Annotated in this window: 14 protein-coding genes; 13 read left to right on the forward strand and 1 reads right to left on the reverse strand. The window is 70.6% G+C overall.

The genetic code is table 11. The features are described from left to right. The first annotated feature begins 142 nt into the window (after positions 1-142). Genes ACIN94_RS19055 through ACIN94_RS19065 form a run of 3 tightly spaced genes read left to right on the forward strand, consistent with a single transcriptional unit; the run spans position 143 to position 2683 of the window. Positions 143-667, forward strand: a complete 525-nt coding sequence (locus tag ACIN94_RS19055) for a PadR family transcriptional regulator (protein WP_400707604.1) — start codon at positions 143-145, stop codon at positions 665-667. Further along, entirely contained in the window at positions 660-1322 is a 663-nt protein-coding gene (locus ACIN94_RS19060) for an ABC transporter ATP-binding protein (protein WP_400707607.1), read from the forward strand. Before ACIN94_RS19055 ends, ACIN94_RS19060 begins: the two co-directional genes overlap by 8 nt. Then, a complete protein-coding gene (locus tag ACIN94_RS19065) occupies positions 1319-2683 on the forward strand; it encodes an FtsX-like permease family protein (protein ID WP_400707610.1) in 1365 nt (454 codons plus the stop codon). Before ACIN94_RS19060 ends, ACIN94_RS19065 begins: the two co-directional genes overlap by 4 nt. 24 nt (positions 2684-2707) lie before the next feature. Here ACIN94_RS19065 and ACIN94_RS19070 read toward each other — a convergent pair whose 3' ends face one another. Then, the gene (locus tag ACIN94_RS19070) at positions 2708-3703 is read right to left on the reverse strand and encodes a LuxR C-terminal-related transcriptional regulator (RefSeq protein WP_400707613.1); all 996 of its coding nucleotides are present in this window, start codon (positions 3701-3703) and stop codon (positions 2708-2710) included. A gap of 288 nt (positions 3704-3991) precedes the next feature. On the opposite strand from ACIN94_RS19070, the gene ACIN94_RS19075 reads away from it, so the two are divergent. The 10 genes from ACIN94_RS19075 to ACIN94_RS19120 all read left to right on the forward strand — a co-directional run bounded on the left by ACIN94_RS19075 (position 3992) and on the right by ACIN94_RS19120 (position 15716). After that, entirely contained in the window at positions 3992-4369 is a 378-nt protein-coding gene (locus ACIN94_RS19075) for a hypothetical protein (protein WP_400707616.1), read from the forward strand. A 110-nt stretch (positions 4370-4479) separates the two neighbouring features. Next, complete coding sequence (locus ACIN94_RS19080; protein ID WP_400707619.1) at positions 4480-4614, forward strand: hypothetical protein; 135 nt, start codon at positions 4480-4482, stop codon at positions 4612-4614. 61 nt (positions 4615-4675) lie between these two features. Continuing rightward, positions 4676-5974 (forward strand): lysine N(6)-hydroxylase/L-ornithine N(5)-oxygenase family protein, encoded by a 1299-nt coding sequence (locus ACIN94_RS19085; RefSeq protein WP_400707622.1) that lies wholly within the window; start codon positions 4676-4678, stop codon positions 5972-5974. A 95-nt stretch (positions 5975-6069) separates the two neighbouring features. Further along, positions 6070-6447, forward strand: coding sequence for a cupin domain-containing protein (locus tag ACIN94_RS19090; RefSeq protein ID WP_400707625.1), 378 nt, complete (start codon positions 6070-6072; stop codon positions 6445-6447). Then, positions 6444-7979: a class I tRNA ligase family protein gene (locus ACIN94_RS19095; RefSeq protein WP_400707628.1), complete on the forward strand. Its 1536-nt coding sequence runs from the start codon at positions 6444-6446 to the stop codon at positions 7977-7979. The genes ACIN94_RS19090 and ACIN94_RS19095 overlap by 4 nt, the downstream gene beginning before the upstream one ends. Then, a complete protein-coding gene (locus ACIN94_RS19100; RefSeq protein ID WP_400707631.1) occupies positions 7976-9235 on the forward strand; it encodes an ATP-grasp domain-containing protein in 1260 nt (419 codons plus the stop codon). Before ACIN94_RS19095 ends, ACIN94_RS19100 begins: the two co-directional genes overlap by 4 nt. Then, positions 9232-11832 (forward strand): ABC transporter substrate-binding protein, encoded by a 2601-nt coding sequence (locus ACIN94_RS19105; RefSeq protein ID WP_400707634.1) that lies wholly within the window; start codon positions 9232-9234, stop codon positions 11830-11832. Before ACIN94_RS19100 ends, ACIN94_RS19105 begins: the two co-directional genes overlap by 4 nt. Before the next feature lie 4 nt (positions 11833-11836). Next, positions 11837-13192, forward strand: a complete 1356-nt coding sequence (locus ACIN94_RS19110; RefSeq protein WP_400707637.1) for a cation:proton antiporter — start codon at positions 11837-11839, stop codon at positions 13190-13192. Positions 13193-13194: 2 nt separating this feature from the next. Continuing rightward, positions 13195-14433 (forward strand): acetyl-CoA carboxylase biotin carboxylase subunit family protein, encoded by a 1239-nt coding sequence (locus ACIN94_RS19115; protein WP_400707640.1) that lies wholly within the window; start codon positions 13195-13197, stop codon positions 14431-14433. Continuing rightward, a complete protein-coding gene (locus ACIN94_RS19120) occupies positions 14430-15716 on the forward strand; it encodes an MFS transporter (RefSeq protein ID WP_400707643.1) in 1287 nt (428 codons plus the stop codon). Before ACIN94_RS19115 ends, ACIN94_RS19120 begins: the two co-directional genes overlap by 4 nt. The last annotated feature ends 10 nt before the right edge of the window (positions 15717-15726 follow it).

Below are 15726 nucleotides of genomic sequence, written 5' to 3' on the forward strand. Positions count from 1 at the left end.
TATGGGAGTGTTTATGGTTATTTATCCGAATTAGCCAGGAATGTCGACGTGTCCGGCGAGGCTCTCTCGGGGGACCGGATCATGGATTTCACCTGAATCCAACTATTCACTCAATGTATGTATCGAGTGTATAGTCCCGGCCATGTCGACCGGACACGTTGTGCTTGGGCTGCTCGTGGAGCGGCCCAAGCACGGATACGAGCTCAAACGCGAGCACGACCAACGCCTGCCGGGTGCCAGGCCACTCGCCTATGGACAGATCTACGCGACATTGCAGCGTCTGCAGCGGGACGGGTTCGCCGAGGTGGCGGAGACCGTGCAGGAGAGCGGTCCCGAGCGCACGGTGTACGCGATCACCGAGGAAGGGCTGGCCGAGCTGGCCCGATGGCTGGAGCAGGTGGAGGCACCCGCGCCGCACGTATCCAGCACGCTCATCTCGCGCGTGGTGGTGGCGACCATGGCCGGTGGCGCCGCCGACGGCTACCTGCTCAGGCAGCGCGCCGCCCATCTGGCGCGGATGCGCGAGCTCACCGCGGAGAGAGCGTCGGGGTCACCCGCGGAGGTGCTGGCCGCCGACTACGCGCTCCAGCATCTCGACGCCGACCTGCGCTGGATCGAGACGGCCATGGAACGACTCATGGATCTCAAGGAGGAAATCGATGCTTGAGGCACGCGCGCTGCGCAAGACCTTCGGCCGGACCGTCGCGCTGGACGGCGCATCCGCGGAGATCGGCGACGGGGAGATCGTCGCGATCACCGGAGCGAGCGGCTCGGGCAAATCCACCCTGCTGCACTGCCTGGCCGGGATCATCCGCCCGGAGTCGGGGGAGGTCCGCTTCGACGGGCGGCGCGTCGACACCCTCGACGGCGCCGACCGGACGAAACTGCGCAGGGAGAACTTCGGCGTCGTCTTCCAGTTCGGCCGGCTGGTCCCGGAGCTGACCGCGGAGGAGAACGTGGCGCTGCCGCTGCTGTTCAACCGGCACGGGCGCCGGGAGTCGCTGCTGGCCGCCCAATCCTGGCTGGAGAGACTGGACGTGATCGACTGTGCCGGCCGGCGGCCCGGCGAGCTGTCCGGTGGCCAGCTGCAGCGGGTCGCCGTGGCCCGCGCGCTGGTCACCGGCCCGCGCGTGGTCTTCGCCGACGAGCCGACCGGTGCGCTCGACTCGCTGGCCGGGGAGCGGGTGATGGGCGAGCTCGTCGGCACGGCGCGCGCGGCCGGCACCACGCTGGTGATCGTCACCCACGACAACCGGGTGGCCGCCTACGCCGACCGGGAGATCGTGCTGCGCGACGGCACGCTGGCCGGGGTGGCAGTGTGATCACCGTGATGCGGATGCTCGCCAAGGGCGGGTCGCGGCGTGAGCGAGTGCGGGGGCGTCTCATGGCCGCGGGGGCGGCGCTCGCGACATTCCTGCTGTGCGTGGCGGTGAACCTGCTGGCGTTCGGGCTCGGCGTCTCGCGTGACCCCGGGGGCTTCCTCGTCGAGACGCCGATCGAGTATCTGGGCTTCTTCTCCGGCCGGGACGCGCGGCTGCTCACCGCGCTGGCACTGGCCCTGCTGGTCGTGCCCGCGATGGCCTTCGCCCACCAGGTGAGCCGTCTGGCCACCGCGACGAGGGAGCGGCGGCTGGCCGCACTCCGGCTGGCAGGGGCCACGCCACGCGAGGTGCGCCTGCTCGGGGCCTACGAGAGCGGGCGGCAGACACTGCTGGGAGGACTGTCCGGCATCGCGCTGTACCTGGCGGTCAACCTGACGCTGTCGTGGTCGCTGGAGGGCGCGGTGCCCCTGGTCCCGCCGGCGCAGGCACTGGCGATCCTCGCCGCGGTGATGATCGGCGGGACACTGTCCGGGCTGATGGCGGGGCGGCACGTGGTGACCTCCCCGCTGGGTGTGGTCCGGCGGACCCGACCGGCCGGTCCCAGGGCGCTCGACCTGGTGCTGGTCGCGGTGGGTGCCGGGATGCTCACCGCCGGAGCCATCGGTAAGGGCAAGTTCCCCGGCGGGCCGTATGCCGCGGCGCTGTCCATGACAGCCGGCATGGTGCTTCTGCTGTTCGGCCTGGTCCTCGGTGCCGCCTGGCTGATCAGGGCGGCCGCCTGGCGGGTCGGCGACCGCACCGAGGTGGCGGAGACCCTGCTGGCCGCCCGGATGATCGAGGCCGATCCCCGGGGGTGGGCCCGCGCGCTGTCGGTGGTGGGGCTGACCGTTTTCTTCGGGTCCGCCGTCGGCGCCCAGCAGGGGCCCATCCTTCTGCGGACCGGCCTCGATCCCTCCCACGCCGTGACCTATCTGCTCGTGGACCTCGCCCTGCTGGTCGCGCTGGTCACCTCGGCCGCCGCCCTCGTGGTGCACCAGGCGGAGGACCTGCTGGACCACCGGCGCTCGTTCGCGGCCCTGGCAGCCTCGGGTACACCCGGTCCCGCGCTGGGCCGGGTCCTCACCCGGCAGGCGCTCATCGCGGCGCTGCCGGTGTGCATCGTGGCCGCCGTCGCCGGGGTGGGAGTGGTCGTCTCGATGCTGGCGGACATCTACGGCGAGGTGCCGGAGGCGCTCGCCGTCGCCGCCGCCCGGGCGGCACTCATGGCGGGGATCGGAGTGCTGGCCGCGATGCTGGTGGCGCGGGCCGCCCGGCCGATCCTGCGCGGGGCACTGCGGCCGGAGGAACTTCGGGAGGAGTGAACGGACGCTCTGGTTCCGGATGGTTCAGGGCTGGGCGGGGATCCAGCCCCGGGTGGCGGCGAGGCAGCCGGCCTGGAACCGGCTGCGGGCGTCGAGACGCTCCATCAGCTCGGCGGTGATGCGGCGCAGGGTGCGCACGGAGACGTCGAGCTTGCGGGCGACGGTCTCGTCGGTGTGGCCCATCGACAGCAGGCGCAGCACCTCGCGTTCCTGGCCGCTCAGCCCCTGCTCGTCGCGCCGAGGCTCCGTGCCGAACGCGCCGGCCCCCTCCCAGACCTGCTCGAACAGCGCCGCCAGCGCGGTGACGACGCCCGCGCCGCGGAGCAGGACAGCGCCGACGCTGCTGTCGTCCGGGTCGATCGGGACCAGCGCGGCCTCCCGGTCAAAGATGATCATCCGGGTCGGGATGGTTGGGGTCGTGCGCACCTGGCCGCCGAGCCCGGTGAGCCAGGCCGCGTAATCCATGGTGGGCGGGTCGTTCCGGATGCTGTCGAGGTAGACGACGCGGACCCGCACGCCGTTTTCAAGCAGTGCCCGGTCGAGCGGCTTACTCGCCTCGATGTTCGCCGGCGTCTGGGAGCCCTGGGGTTCGAGCCCCCGTAGCTCGTGCTGGCAGCGCAGGGCCAGCTCCTCGATCCGGGTACGGACGGCGTCGATGCCGAGCAGGGTCTCGGTGCCCTCGCTGGGCCGGGCGGGGTTCAGGTCCGCGTAGGTCTCGATCATCTGGGCGACGACCGTCCGGCTCCGCTCGACCTCCTGCTGCCGGTTCAGCAGCGCCGCCTCCTCCCGGGCGAGCAGCGCGGACAGCCCGACCTCGGGGCGCACCAGGCGGAGTACGCCGGGCTCCTCCCAGGAGGGCCGGAGCAGCGACAGCCTCGCCAGTTCGTCGAGCGCGTCGCGGACCCGGTGAATCGGCCAGTCCAGCTTCTCGCTCAGTTCGGACACCCCGTGTGAGGGGTTCTCCAGAATGGTGCGGTAGACGGTTTCCTCGGTGGCCCCGAGGCCAAGCAGTGAGAGCACGACCCCTCCTGGCGTCAAGCGTGAGCGTGACGCGACCGGCCGAGGTGAGCCGATCTCTCGGTGGTCGCACCATGAAGGTAGAGGGGTTGAGTCATTACAAGGTTATGCGAGTACGGAATAACCGGATTTTAACCATCGGGCGGAAATGTCCTCGGAGTATCGGCTGAGCCTTCCGCCCTCCGGATGGCCGGGGCGGGGCGGCGTGCTGCCCTGGCAGCCTCCTGCAATGCAGGTGTCTGCCAGCGGCGATCCCTGGTGAATCCGGCGCCGGGTGGCCACCGTCGATTCATGCATCTCATCACCGCCCGCCTGCGGGCCCCAGGGGCCGATGACTGCCGCCCGCCGCCCGCGCCGTTGATGCGGGCCCGTGAACTTCACGACCTCGTCCTGGCTCTGGCGGCTCCCGCTGACGGGATCGAACACGTCTACAGCGAGGCGAGCCCCGCCGGCATCGACCTCTGCTTCTTCATCCTCCAGCCCACGCCGGACGAGGCCGCGTCCGCCGCGGACCGGTTGTGCAGGCGCTGCATCGCCGCGACCCCCCGGCTCGCGGGCTGGTCCCTGGACGGATGCGGCACCGGCCGGGTCCCCCATCTCCCCGGGGTGCCTGGCAGCGTCCTGCCATTGCAAGCCGCTGACAGCCGCAGAGGCTTATCGAGGAACTGATTCCCGGTAAGAATCCGAAGTGCCGGAGAAAGCGCTGAGAATCTCTGGAAAACGGTCTGGGCCACGGTTGGAAATGAAGCCGATGCGGTTTCGGTGAAAGGAGGAGAACGATGAACGCCATTAATCGTCCCATCGTCCGCGCGCTCGGTGGTATGCCCCACACGTCCGTGTTCACGACCACGTCCACGGCTCACGTCGTGGCGGGCGACCTGCCCGCCACCGAGCCCGGCGCCGGCTGGCAGTGACCGAACGCGGTATATCCGCCCCGGGCGGCACGCCCGGCGATTCGCCCGGGAGGCGACCACAGTGAACCATCAGGAAGTCGAAGTACTGGCGATTGGAGCAGGGCCGTCCAACCTCGCCCTCGCGGTGGCCCTGGAGGAACTCTCGCCCGAGCTGGCGGACAGGACGCTGCTGCTCGAACAGCACGAGAACGTGGCGTGGCAGCGGGGAATGCTGCTGCCGTGGACGCAGAGTCAGGTCTCCTTTCTGAAGGACCTTGTGACCCTGCGGAACCCGCGTAGCAGATTCTCCTTCGTCAATTATCTCCATTCGGCCGGAAGGCTCAACGAATTCGTCAACCTCGGCAGTTTCACCCCCTACCGGATGGAGATATCGGAATACCTGCTGTGGGTGGCGCAGTCGCTGTCGCGGGTGCGGATCGAGTACGGCCGGCGGTGCGTGCGGATCGAACCGGTCCTGTCTCCCGACGGCGAGGTGGAGGAGTGGCTTGTCGAGCTCGGTGACGGCTCCACCGTCACCGCCCGCACCCTGGTGGTCGGCGCCGGCCGCGACGCGCACATCCCCGAGGTGTTCGGCGCGCTGCCGCGCGAGCGGATCACCCACAGCACCGAGTACACGCGGGGGATCAGCCGGTTCGACCACGACGCCCCGCACCGGGTCGTGGTGATCGGAGGCGCGCAGAGCGCGGCCGAGATGCTCTGGGCCACCCACCAGAGCATGCCCGAGGCCCACTGCACGATGGTCATGCGCTCCATCGGCCTCAACAGCTACGAGAGCAGCAAGTTCACCAACGAGCTCTTCTACTCCTCCTTCATCGACGAGTTCTACGGCGCGCGACCCGAAGCCCGCCGCCAGCTTCTCTCCGAGATGCACCGCAGCAACTACGCGGGACTGTCCCCAGGACTGCTGGAGACCCTCTACCGGCAGATCTACCTCGAACGTCTCACGGGCGAGGAACGGCTCCAGGTGATCACCATGGCGGAGATCACCGGCGCCAGGCTCGTCGGCGACGAGATCGTCCTCACCCTCACCGACCGCAAGAGCGGGCGCCGTGACGAACTGCCCTGCGACATCCTGCTGCTCGGCACCGGGTTCGACCGCCGGATGCCCGCGCTGATCCGCGACATGGCCACCCGGGCCGGCGTCGAGGAGATCAGCGTCGACCGCGTCTACCGGCTCGACCTGCCCCTGGGGTCGAGCGCCGCCTGCTACCTGCAGGGCGTCAACGAGGACACGCACGGCATCGCCGACTCGCTGCTCAGCGTGCTCGCCATCCGGGCCGAGGAGATCGTCGGAGACATCCGGAGCCGCCAGGCCGCCGCCGAGCTGATCTCCCCGTTCATCCTGCCCGTCGCCTCCTGACCCTCGCTTCCCGGCCGCGCAGAACCCCGCTCCCGGATCGGGTGAGCACCCCGACCCCGCGGACCCCCGCCGAAACCTCTCCGAGGAGACTCCCCGTGGACCTCCACACCTTTGACCCCGCCCAGCTCAGGCCCGACAACGGCCTGCTGGCCAAGAGGCTGCTGCCCTGGAAGACGCTGAACGCCCCCTTCGAGGGAGCCTGGTGCGTCATCCAGCCGGGCACCTCCTCCACCCGGCACGCCCACCACGAGTACGAGATCTTCATCGCCATGTCGGGAGAGGCCGTCCTGGAGAGCGAGGGCGACCGGTCCGCCTTCGTCGCCGGCGACGTCGCCTACTTCCCGCCCGGCACCGACCACCAGGTCATCAACGACGGCACCGCCGACTTCGAGATGTACGGCATCTGGTGGGACCCCGACATGACCCGTGCCTTCACCAGCCGGCACGAGGGCACCCTCCAGGAGGAGAGATGACGCAGACGATCGTCATCGCCGCGACCCCGACACCCAACGGGGACCTGCACGTCGGCCACATGGCCGGGCCGTACCTCGCCGGCGACGTTTACGCCCGCTACCTGCGCGCCGACGACCGGCCGGTGACCTACGCGACCTGCACCGACGACAGCCAGTCCTACATGATCTCGACCGCGCGCAAGAACGGCACGACCCCCGGAGAGCTCTGCCGGGAGTCGACCGCGCGGATCCAGCGGTCGGTGGAGGCCATGGGCCTCTCCCTCGCGCCGCTGCCGCCCGTTGACGACGTCTACCGCCGGACGGTGCTCGACTTCGTGACCGCCCTCCACCGGGAGGGACGGTTCGAGACCCGGACCGTGCGCATGCCGTACGCCGAGAAGGCGGGAACGTACCTGTTCGACGGTCTGGTCAAGGGCGAGTGCCCCGCCTGCCTGACCGAGAGCTGCGGCGGATCCTGCGAGGGCTGCGGACACCCCAACCACTTCGACGACCTGGCGGCCCCCCGCTCGGTCCTCGACCCCGGCGACCCGGTGACCTCGCGGGAGGTGACCGTCCTGGTCCTGCCCATGGAGAACTACCGGCAGGAGCTCACGGCCTACTACGCGGCCCGCGAGCGGGGCTGGAGGCGGCACAGCGCGCAGCTCATCCGGGAGATCCTCGCCCGGCCGCTCCCCGAGATCCCGATCACCGTGCCGTCGCCGGGCTGGGGGATCGACGCCCCGTTCGCCGAGACCCCCGGCCAGATCCTCTACCCGTGGATCGAGGCCATGCCCGCCTCCATCTACAGCACCTGGAAGGCGGCGGGCGAGCCGGCGGGCCCGGTCGACGGGCTCTGGAGGGCGGGGAGCGGCAACCACCTCGTCTACTTCCACGGATTCGACAACGTCTACTTCTGGGGGATGGTCGACCTGGTGATGCTGCTCGCCCACGGCGGCCGCTACATCACCCCGGACGCCAACATCTGCAACGAGTTCTACGAGCTGGAGAACGAGAAGTTCTCCACCAGCCGGGGCCACCTCATCCGCGGCGCCGACCTCGTCGCCGAGGTCCCGCGTGACCTGGTCCGCTTCTACCTCGCCCTCACCTGCCCCGAGGACCAGCGCGCCAACTTCACCAGGGAGGGGCTCGCGAAGGTCGTCGACCAGCGCCTGCGCGTCCCGTGGAACGCGCTGGCCACCCGGATCGACGAGCTGGTAACCGACCCGGGAGAGGAGCTGAAGGTCACCGACGACGGCCGCAGGCGGGCGGCCGTCGTCGTCGAGCGGTTCCGGCTCTGCTACGACCTGCCGTCGTTCAGCCTGACCAGGGCGGCGGACGGGATCATCACGCAGCTCGGCCGGCTGCTGGAGACCGAGCACGCCGAGCCGGGCGACCTGCTGCTGGAGGTCCGCACCCTGCTGGCCTGCGCGGCTCCCATCCTGATCGACGTCGCCGCCGAGGCCGGTGAGCGAGGGGTGGAACTCACCCTGGAGACCGGCGCCGAGACGATCACCGCCTTCCACCTGCCGCGACTGCCCGGGAGTGCCCGATGAGACTTCTCGCCCTGGAGGCACGTCAGAACGCCACCTACTACCAGTCCCGTTACCGGCAGGTCGCCGACCTCGGCGCCGAGCTCTACGTCCTCAACGGGATCGGCACGCCGGACTTCTGGCCGGAGGACCGCTACCGGGTCGCCGGCTCCCAGCGGATCGACGACCTCATCACCGAGGCCAAGGCCTGGCACGAGCAGGAGCGCTTCGACGGGGTCATCACCTTCTCCGAGTCGGCCGTGACCGCGGTCGCCTCCGTCGCCGAGGCGCTCGGCCTGCCGACCGTCGGCCCGGAGGCGGCCCGGACCAGCCGCAACAAGCTGCTGATGCGCGAGGCACACCGCAGGCACGGCGCTCCGCACCCGGACTTCCGCCTGGTGACGGACGTCGAGGAGGCGCACCGGGCGGCCGAGGACTTCGGCTATCCGGTCATCCTCAAGCCCACGCTCGGCGCCGCCAGCAACTTCGTGTTCCGCATCGACGACGAGGAGGAACTGCGGAGGACGTTCCCGCAGGCCGTCGAGGGCATCGCCGGCATGTCCTGGTTCGCCATGGAGGCCGACGGGATCGACCTCGGCCCGCACGGCCTGATGATCGAGGCCTTCCTCGACGGAGAGGAGTTCCTGATCGAGGCCGTCGCCTGGGACGGCGAGGTCTACCTCGGTTCGATCGTGGACCGGATCACGGCCGAGGGCGGCACCTTCGACGACGACGTCCACCACGCGCCGACCTCGCTCAGCCCGGAGCAGGTCGCCGCCGTCCACCGGGTCGTCACGGCCGGGGCCCACGCCCAGGGGCTGCGCCGCAGCGTGATGCACGCAGAGGTCCGCTTCCACCGCGGCGAGCCGTACCTGCTGGAGATCGCGATCCGCCCCGGCGGCGGCGGCCTGGACCTCATCGCCAGGATCACCGCCGGACACTGCCCGATCCGCGCGGTCATGGACGTGGCGCGCGGCGTACGGCCTGATGTCCGGCACTACGCGCCGACCGGCGTCCACGTCACCGCCATGTGCCTGCTCTGCGACGCGGGACGGATCGAGCGGATCGACGTGCCCGCCGAGGTGAGCGAGTCGGACCGGGTCTTCTTCCTCAAGATCACCGCCCAGCCCGGTGACGTCGTCCGCCGCCCGCCCGAGGGGAACAGCATCCTCGGCTTCCTCGGCACCACCGGCGACTCGCTGGAGGACGCCAGGCAGGTCATGAACGACCTCGCCGACCGGATCCACGTCGACCTCACCCCGATCGGAGACCGTCCGTGACCCAGCTGACCGTGGCCCCCGGGACCCGCGTGGAGCGGGTCGCGCGGACCCGCCGCTACCTGATGTGCCCGCCCACCAACTTCGACGTCGTCTACTCCATCAACCCCTGGATGGACCCCGGCAAGCCGGTGGACGGCTCCCTCGCCCGGCTCCAGTGGGAAGGGCTGCTGCACACCTTCCAGAACCTCGGCCACCAGGTGGAGTTCATCGAGCCGCTGCCCGGCTGCCCGGACATGGTCTTCGCCGCCAACGGCGCCACGGTCATCGGCGGGAAGGTGCTCTCGGTCCGCTTCCGGCACGCCGAACGGGCCGCCGAGGGGCCGGCCTACCTGGAGTGGTTCCGCGCCCGCGGCTACGAGACCCACCAGGCGGTCCACGTCAACGAGGGGGAGGGCGACTACCTGCTCGCCGGCCGGTATCTCCTCGCCGGCACCGGCTTCCGCACCGACATCCGCTCGCACCGGGAGGCCGAGAGGCTCTTCGGTCTCCCGGTCGCCGGGCTCCGGCTGGTGGACCCGCGCTTCCTGCATGGTCCTCGACACCGGGGCCATCGTCTCGGGCCGCTGCAACAGCACCCCGGAGACGCTCTCCGACGGGCGGGTCCGGCTGCACGAGGAGTGGGAGCGGTACGGCGAGCACGCCGACGCCGGCGTCTCCCTGCTGGAGGAGCTTCCCCCGAACACCGACGAGCGTCAGGAACACCGATGACCGCGAACACCGTCGAACAGCGACGAGCGTCAGGAACGCCCATGACCGCGAACACCGTCGAACAGCGACGAGCGTCAGGAACGCCCATGACCGCGAACACCGTCGACGCCGCCCGCCCGCGCGGTGAGACCCCCGTCAAGGGCGGGACCGTCACCTGGGCCTGCGCGCCCGGCTTCCCCCCGTCCATCATCTTCCCGTTCACCCCGCCCGAGCGTTTCGGCACCCGCAACCTGCTCGAGTTCCAGATCCTGATGTACCGGCCGCTGTACTTCTTCGGCACCCACGGCACGCCGGAGGTCGACTACGACCTCAGCATCGGCGAGCCGCCGGAGTGGAGCGAGGACGGGCGGACGGTCACGATCACCATCAAGCCGTGGAAGTGGTCCAACGGCGAGACCGTCTGCGCGGACAACGTCCTGTTCTGGGTGAACATGATGGCCGTCAAGGGTGAGCGCTACGGCGAGTACGTCCCCGGCTACTTCCCCGACAACCTGGTCTCCTACGGAAAGGTCGCCGAGAACAAGGTCAGCTTCACCTTCGACAAGGTCTACTCCAAGCGGTGGGTGCTGATGAACCAGCTCAGCACCATCACCCCGATGCCCAGGGCCTGGGACCGCACCGCCGACGGGCCGGCCAACGCCTCCGGAGACCTCGCCGACGTCGAGGCGGTCTACGACTTCCTGATGGCCGAGAACGGCGCCCTGCTGGAGGAGGAGAACTCCGACCGCGTCCGCTGGGCGGACAGCCCGGTGTGGAGCGTGGTCAGCGGCCCGTGGCGGCTGAAGAGCTACACCATGGAGGGCGTCGTCACCTTCGTGCCCAACGAGCACTACTCCGGCCCGAACAAGCCGCACCTGGACGAGTTCCGCCAGATCCCGTTCATGTCGGACGGAGAGGAGTACGAGAGGCTCCTCGCCAGCCCGGACGACATCCAGGTCGGCTACCTGCCGCTCAGCTTCAGCACCGAGCCGACCGACGACCCCACCAGGGGCGGACCCAACCCGCTCGCCGAGCACCACACGCTGGTCCCGCAGGCGGCCTTCTGCATCCGCTACATCCCGCTCAACTACAACAACCCGACCGTGGCCGGCAAGATGCTCGCCCAGACCTACATCCGGCAGGCGATGCAGCACACGCTCGACCAGGACCGGGCGGCCCGCGAGATCTACCACGGGTACGCCTACCGGCAGGACGGCCCGGTGCCGCGCTACCCGGCCAGTGACCTGATCTCGCCCGCCCTGCAGGGCGCGCCGGTCCTGCCCTTCGACCCCGGCCGGGCCCGCGAACTGCTGGCCGACAACGGCTGGGACACCAGCGTCTTCCCCGCGGTGTGCGTCAATCCCGGCGAGGGCCCCGGCCAGGCGGGCGCGGGAATCCCCGCGGGCACCAGGCTCAGCTTCTCCCTCAGGTACGCCGAGGGGCGCCCGGCGCTCACCCAGCTGATGGAGCAGTTCCGGGACGGTGCCGCCCTGGCCGGCATTGAGATGCGGCTGCAGGCGGTCTACGGCTCGGTCCTGGTCGCCGAGGACGCCCCCTGCGTCGCCGGGCCCGACAGCCCCTGCCTGTGGGAGCTGAGCACCTGGGGTGGCGGCTGGGTCTACCACTTCCCGAGCGGGGAGATCCTGTTCAAGACCGACGCCGGAGGCAACTTCGGCCACTACACCGACCCGAAGGCCGACGAGCTGATCGCCCGGTCGGTCACCACCGACGACCTGAGCGCGTTCTACGAATACCAGGACTACATCGCCGAGCAGGTCCCCGTCATCTTCATCCCGAACTTCTCGCTGCGGCTGTTCGAGGTGGCGAACAACCTCCGGGGCTTCGAGCCGATCAACCCCTTCGGGATGATCAGCCCGGAGAACTGGTACTACGTCGAGAACAGCGAGTGACTCCATGGCGCTCGCCGCGGCACCCGTCGCCGTCATCCCCGCCCCCCACCTCCTGACCTTCCTCCTCCAGCTCGGCCTGCTCCTCGGCCTGGCGACCGTCCTCGGGCGGCTCGCCGCCCGGTTCGGGCTGCCGGCGCTCCTCGGCGAGCTGTGCGCGGGCATCCTGGTCGGGCCGTCGCTGCTGGCGAACGTCGCGCCGGACGTCTCCGCCTGGCTGCTGCCCCAGGACCCGGCCCGGTTCCACCTGATCGACGCCGTCGGCCAGCTCGGCGTCCTGCTCCTGGTCGGCCTGACCGGCATGCACGTCGATGCCGGCTTCATCCGGCGGCAGGGCAGGACGGCGGCCTGGATCAGCGGCGCGGGGCTGGTCGTCCCGCTCGCCCTCGGAGTCGGGATCGGGTTCCTGGCCCCCCACGAGATGATCGCCGACGGCGTCGACCCCCTGGTCTTCGCCCTCTTCCTCGGCATCGCGCTGTGCGTCAGCGCCATCCCGGTGATCGCCAAGATCCTCATGGAGATGCGCCTGCTCCACCGGGACATCGGCCAGCTCATCCTGAGCACCGCCGTGATCGACGACGTGGTGGGCTGGTTCCTGCTGTCGGTGGTCTCCGTGCTCGCCACCGCCGGAGCCCGCACCGGCCAGGCGGCGGCGACCGCGGTCGCGCTGCTCGCCGCGTTTGTCCTGGTGGCCCTGGTGCTGGGCCGCCGGACGGTCGCCGCGGTGCTGCGCCTGGCCGACCGCGCCGAGGGGAGCCGCACCACGATCGCCGCGGTGACGGTGATGTTCCTGCTCTCGGCCGCGGCGACCCACGCGCTGGGGTTCGAGGCCATCCTCGGCGCCTTCGTCTGCGGGGCGCTCATCGGATCGTCCCCCGACCTGAAGGTCGCCAAGCTCGCCCCGCTGCAGACGTTCGTCGCCGCCGTACTGGCACCGATCTTCTTCGCGACGGCGGGCCTGCGGATGGACCTGACCGAACTGGCCAACCCGGCCGTCCTCGTCGCGGGGATCGTGGTCCTCGCCGTCGCCGTCGCGGGCAAGTTCGCCGGAGCCTATCTCGGCGCCCGCATCGCGCGGCGCAGCCGGTGGGAGGCGCTCGCCCTGGGCGCCGGCCTCAACTCCCGGGGCGTCATCGAGGTGATCATCGCCATGGTCGGGCTCCGGCTCGGCGTGCTCACCACCGCGTCCTACACGGTCATCGTCCTGGTCGCGGTCGTGACCTCGATGATGGCGCCGCCCCTGCTCCGCCTCGCGGCCTCCCGCATCGCCCCCAACGACGACGAGGCCGTCCGCGAGAAGTTCTTCGACGCCCTGCAGACGACCCCCGGCGGGGAACTCGTGACAACCGCCAAGGAGACATGACCATGACGACAGACCACCGGCCCCTGCTCCTGGTGATCGCGACAGGGATGCGGCACTACCGCGAGTACCTGCTGCGTTCGATCGGCGCCGAGTACCGGATCCACCTCTTCGCGACCGCCGACCCCGGCTGGGAGCGCGAACACATCACCGGCTGGACCCTGGTGGAGAACACCACGGACGGCCCCGGGATGGTCGCCGCCGCGCTCGACCTGGCCGCGCGCGAGCCCGTTCACGGCGTGCTGTGCTGGGACGAGGCCAGGATCCTGGCCGCCGCGCACGTCGCCGAGGCCCTGGGCCTGCCCGGCGGGGACACCGCGATGGTGCGCCGCTGCCGCGACAAGCACCTGACCCGGGTCGCGCTCGACGCGCTCGGCGTGCCGCAGCCCAGGCCGCTGGCCGTCAGCACGGTGGAGGAGGCGCTGAAGGCCGCCGGGGAGACCGGCTACCCGGCCATTCTCAAGCCCCGCGGCCTCGGCGGCAGCCTGGGCGTGATCAAGGTGGAGGACCCGGAGGAACTCGCCGGGGCGTTCGGTTCCGTCCGCGACCTGACCGTCCCCGACGGTGCGACGTTCGACGTCCCCGTCCTGGTGGAGGAGTACGCCGACGGTCCCGAGGTGAGCGTCGACGCCGTCGTCCAGGGCGGCGTGGTGACGCCGCTCTTCCTCGCCCGCAAGATCCTCGGCTACGAGCCGTACTGCGAGGAGGTGGGACACTCCGTCGACGCACTGGACCCGCTCCTGCGGGACCCGGAGTTCTGCCGGGTCCTGCAGGACACGCACACCGCCCTCGGGTTCACCGACGGGTTCACCCACACCGAGATCAAGCTCTCCTCCAGGGGCCTGCGCGTCATCGAGGTGAACGGGCGCCTCGGCGGGGACATGATCCCCTACCTCGGATCCCTCACCACCGGGATCGACCCGGGTCTGGCCGCCGCGGCGGTGGCCTGCGGGCGGACGCCCGAGGTGACGCCCTCACGCGGACTCGTCGCCGGCGTGCGCTTCTTCTACGTCGACGAGGACGACACGACGATCGAGTCGATCGAGTTCGACGAGACCGGACTCCCCGCGGCCGTCGACCGGGCGGTCCCGGTCGTCACCCCGGGGGCGACCGTCTCGCCCCCGCCCAAGGGCACCCTGTGGGGGCGTATCGCCTACGCCACCGCGGTGTCCCCGACCGTTGACGAGTGCCACGCCGCCCTGGACGCGGCCGAGGCCAACCTGAAGGTGAAGGTAACCGCATGACCGCCGTCATCGAGAACGGAGAGACCGTGGAGCCCCCGCCCGGCAAGGGCGACGACGGTGTCTTCGTCACCCTGCGGGAGACACCCCGCGCCGCCAAGGCGCTGCTGCTCGGCGTGTTCGTCAACAAGCTCGCCGCGTTCATCCAGATCTATCTCGTCCTCTTCCTGACCAACCGCGGATTCTCCCCGACCCAGGCGGGGCTCGCGCTCGGCATCTACGGCGCCGGCGCGGTCGCGGGCTCGCTCCTCGGCGGGTCGCTCTCCGACCGGCTCGGGCCGCGCACGGCCACGCTGATCAGCATGACGGGCTCGGCCGCCCTGATCGTCTCCATCCTCTACCTGCCCACCTACCCGCTCCTGCTGACCGCGATCTTCCTGGTCAGCACGGTCGGCCAGTTCTACCGGCCGGCCGCGCAGGTCCTCCTCACCGAGCTGACGCCCAAGCACCGCCTCGTGATGATCACGGCGATGTACCGGCTCGGGCTCAACCTCGGCATGACCGCCGCCCCGTTGATCGGCGCGGCGCTGTTGTCGATCTCCTACAACGCGCTCTTCTGGGGTGAGGCCGCCGCGGCCCTCACCTTCGCCGTGATCGCCTCGCTCGCGCTGCCCCGGCGCGTCGCCCGCCCCCAGGCCGAGCCGGCGGCCGAGACCGGGACGGCGTCGCCGGGCCGGTCGGGATACCTCGCGGTCCTCGCCGACCGCCGCTACAGCGTCTACCTGCTCGCGGTGCTGCTCACCTCCATCGTGTACTGCCAGTACACGGCCACGCTCCCGCTGGACATCGCGGCGGCGGGTGTGAGCCTGTGGTGGTACGGCGCCGCCGTCTCGCTCAACGGGTTCATCGTCATCACCTGTGAGCTGGCGATGACGAAGGTCGTGCAGCGGTGGCCGATCCGGCTCACCGCGCTGCTCGGCCTCGGCCTCGTCGCCGTCGGGTACGGGATCTACGCCATCGGCCCGCTCCCTGTCTGGTTCATGGTCGGCACGCTGGTCTGGACCCTGTCGGAGATCATCGGCGGGCCGACCGTCTTCGCCTACCCGGCCATGGCCGGTCCCGAAAGACTGCGCGGACGCTACATCGGCGCGATGCAGAGTGTCTTCGGGCTCGGCACCGCGCTCGGCCCGGTCCTCGGCACACTGGTGTGGTTCCAGGTCGGCCGCTCGGTGTGGCTGTGGGCCGCCCTGGTCGCCGCGGTGGCGACCGTCGCCGGACTCGTCGGCATGCGCACTCCTCCCACCGGGGCCGAGGAGCCGCAGCCCGCGGTCGCCTCGGCCGGTTGAGCGGGGGTGC

This window comes from Streptosporangium sp. NPDC087985, assembly GCF_044741965.1.
GTDB lineage: Bacteria > Actinomycetota > Actinomycetes > Streptosporangiales > Streptosporangiaceae > Streptosporangium.